The sequence below is a fragment of the Frankia sp. CcWB2 genome (genome assembly GCF_977927585.1).
The window spans coordinates 10,086-13,149 of the sequence record NZ_CDWRCM010000049.1 but is presented as its reverse complement, the minus strand read 5'-3'; the positions used below and the strand labels follow the sequence as shown (position 1 = coordinate 13,149).

3 protein-coding genes are annotated in these 3,064 nt (G+C 72.5%); all 3 read right to left on the bottom strand.

Annotated features, from left to right (window positions below):
* Positions 1-984: ABC transporter ATP-binding protein (locus ACY45C_RS07660; RefSeq protein ID WP_462186937.1), on the bottom strand; the 984-nt coding region annotated here is incomplete at its 3' end.
* Positions 981-2,537, bottom strand: a complete 1,557-nt coding sequence (locus ACY45C_RS07655; RefSeq protein ID WP_462186946.1) for an ABC transporter permease — start codon at positions 2,535-2,537, stop codon at positions 981-983. The genes ACY45C_RS07655 and ACY45C_RS07660, both read right to left, overlap by 4 nt.
* Positions 2,534-3,064, bottom strand: a 531-nt coding sequence (locus ACY45C_RS07650; RefSeq protein WP_462186936.1) for an extracellular solute-binding protein, incomplete at its 5' end; no start/stop codon positions are given. The genes ACY45C_RS07655 and ACY45C_RS07650, both read right to left, overlap by 4 nt.

Here is a 3,064-nt window from a genome sequence, read left to right as displayed (position 1 = left end):
CTGGACGGTGGCGTCGTGGCCGAAGTACCGCACCTCGGTGACCCGGCCGACCACCCCGTTCCGGTCCTTGTCCCGCTCCCCGTTCCGGTCTTCGTTTCGGTCTTCGTTCTGGTTCTTGTTCTCGTCGCCGTCCGCCGCGGCGAGGAGCCTGATCTGTTCCGGCCGGACGAGCAGGCGCGCCTCGCCCTGGGGAGACCCGGGCCGGACGGCGAGTTCACCAAGGTCGCAGGAGGCGGTGAGCCCGGTGACGACGGCGGGCACGAACACGGCGGCGCCGACGAAGGCCGCGACGGTCGGGTTGCCGGGTGAGGCGTAGACGCCCGGGGGCGTGCCGGTCTGGGCGATGCGGCCGGCGGCCATGACAGCGACCTGGTCGGCCAGTGACAGCGCCTCGTTCTGGTCGTGCGTGACGAGCAGCGCGGTGGTCCGGTTGGCGCGCAGCGCTTCGACGACGGCGCGGGCGGTGTTCAGGCGGAGCCCCGCGTCCAGGGAGGAGAACGGCTCGTCGAGCAGCACCAGGGACGGCCGCGGGGCCAGGGCCCGCGCCAGCGCCACGCGCTGCTGCTGGCCGCCGGAGAGCTGATGGGGGAACCGGCAGGCCAGGCTCGCGTCCAGCCCGACGAGGTCGAGCAGCTCGGCGGCACGCCCGGCGGATCGGCGTTCGGCGCGGGGCAGGCCGAACCCGATGTTGGCCGCGACGTCCACATGCGGGAACAGGGCACCTTCCTGCGGGACGTACCCGACCCGCCGCCGCTGGGCGGGAACGCTGCGACCGGGGCTGAACACCCGTTCGGCGCCGAAGTCGATCGTCCCGCCGTCCGGGTCGCCGAATCCCGCCACCAGCCGTAGCAGGGTGGTCTTGCCGCAGCCCGACGGCCCGAGTACGGCCGTCACACTGCCCTCGGGCACTCGTAGATCGATCCCGGCGAGGGCTGTCGTGGCGCCGAACCGCTTGGTGACCTGGCTGACGGTCAGCGCTGTCACGTGCTTCTCCTGACGGAACGGGTGAGCAGGAAGGTCGCCGGGGCCGACAGCAGCACCATCAACCCCGCGTAGGGGGCGGCCGCGCCGTAGTCGACGTCGCGGACGTTGCTCCAGAACTCGGTCGCCAGGGTTTCGGTGCCGGTGGGTGACAGCAGCAGGGTCGCGGTGAGTTCGGTGACCACGGCGAGGAACACCAGGATGGCGCCGGCGCCGACCCCGGGGGCGATCAGCGGCAGGGTGACCCGCCGCCAGGCCTGCGCCGGGCGCAGGCCCAGGGCATGCGCGACGTCGTCCAGGACGGGTCGCGCCTGCGCGATCGCGCCCCGTACCGCCACCGTGGCCCGCGGCAGAAACATGATCGCGTAGGCGGCAATCAGGAGGGTGGTGGTCTGGTACACGGCCGGCAGGATGTGCAGCGAGACCGTGACGAGAGCGAGCGCCACCACGATGCCCGGCAGCGCGTTGGCCGTGTAGGTGCTGCGTTCAAGCAGTGTCCCGATCCGGCCCGGGTGGCGTACCGCGAGCCACGCCACCGGAAGCGCCAACAGGACGGTACACAGCGCGCCGACGAGGCCGAGCCCGGCCGCGGTCGCGGCAGCGGCGGCCAGTTCGCCGACGGGGAAGGCGGCGGAGGCACCTACCAGCAGCCAGCGGACGAGGCTCACCAGCGGCACGCCGAGCGCCAGGACCACGACCGCGCCGAGCCCGGCGACGGCGGGGGCGGTGAGCCGGCCGAGCCGGGCGGGTTGCGCGGTGCGGCTGGCTCCGGGCCCGAGCCGGGCGTAGCGGTGCCGGCCGCGCAGGCTCAGCTCGGCGCCGACCAGGACCGCACAGTACAGCGCCAGGACGCCGGCGAGCATGTTCGCCGCCGGGCCGTTGAACGACGAGAGGTACTGGTCGTAGATGGCCGTGGTGAAGGTGGAGAACCGCAGCATCTGCAGGGCGCCGAACTCGGCGAGCAGGTGCAGGCCGACCAGCAGCGACCCGCCGAGGACGGCCGGGCGCAGCTGCGGGAGCACGACCCTGGCGAACGTCCGCCACGGGCCGAGCCCGAGTGACCTGGCGGATTCCTCCAGCGCCGGGTCCAGCCCCCGCAGGGTCGCGCCGACGGGGAGGTAGACCAGCGGGTAGTAGGCGAGTGTCACGATCAGCAGGGCGCCCGGGTATCCCTCGACGCCCGCGGTCAGCGAGACCCAGCCGTAGCTGACGACAAACGCGGGCAGTGCCAGCGGAGCGGCGAGTAGCACGTGCCAGACCCGTCGTCCCGGCAGGGTCGTCCGTTCCACCAGCCAGGCGGCGGCCGTGCCCAGGACGGCACTGGCCACCATCCCGCCGGTCACGAGCTTGGTGGTGTTGGCCAGCAGCTCGCCGACCCTGGGCCGGATCAGCAGCCGCCAGGCCTCCGACCAGCCCACGCTGACCGTGTACCCGACGACGAAGAACAGCGGGACGGCCGCGAGCAGCGCGACGAGCACGCAGGCCAGCAGCAGCGGGCGTGGGTACGCCGGGCTGGTGCGTACCCACCATCCCGCCGTCGTGGGCTGACCGTTCAGAGCAGGCCCGCCCGCTGCATCAGTTCGACGACCTTTGGTCCGTTCAGGGTCGAGATGTCGATGTCGGGCGGATCGAGTGTCGACAGCGGCTTCAGCGCAGGGTTCGTGGGGACCGCGTCGGACACGGCGTACTCCAGGGCACCGCTGTCGACCAGCGCCTTCTGCCCGGCGTCGCTGGTGAGGAAGGTGACCAGCTGCTGTGCCTCGGCCTGCTGGTCGCTGGCCGCGAGGACGCCGGCGCCGGAGACGCTGACGAACGCGCCCGGGTCCCGGTGGCCGAAGAAGTGCAGGTCGACGTTCTTACTGTCCTTGCCCGACTCCGCCTGGTCCTGGTACCAGTAGTAATGGTAGATCACGGCGGCGGGGACCTCGCCCGCGTTCACGGCGCGCAGCGCGGCGATGTTGTTGGCGTAGATCTTCGCGTTGCGTTTCAGCCCGGCGAGCCACTCGGCGGTGGCGCTCTCGCCCTTCACCGCGAGTACGGCGCTGACGATGGCCTGGAAGTCCGCTCCGGCCGCCGCGACACC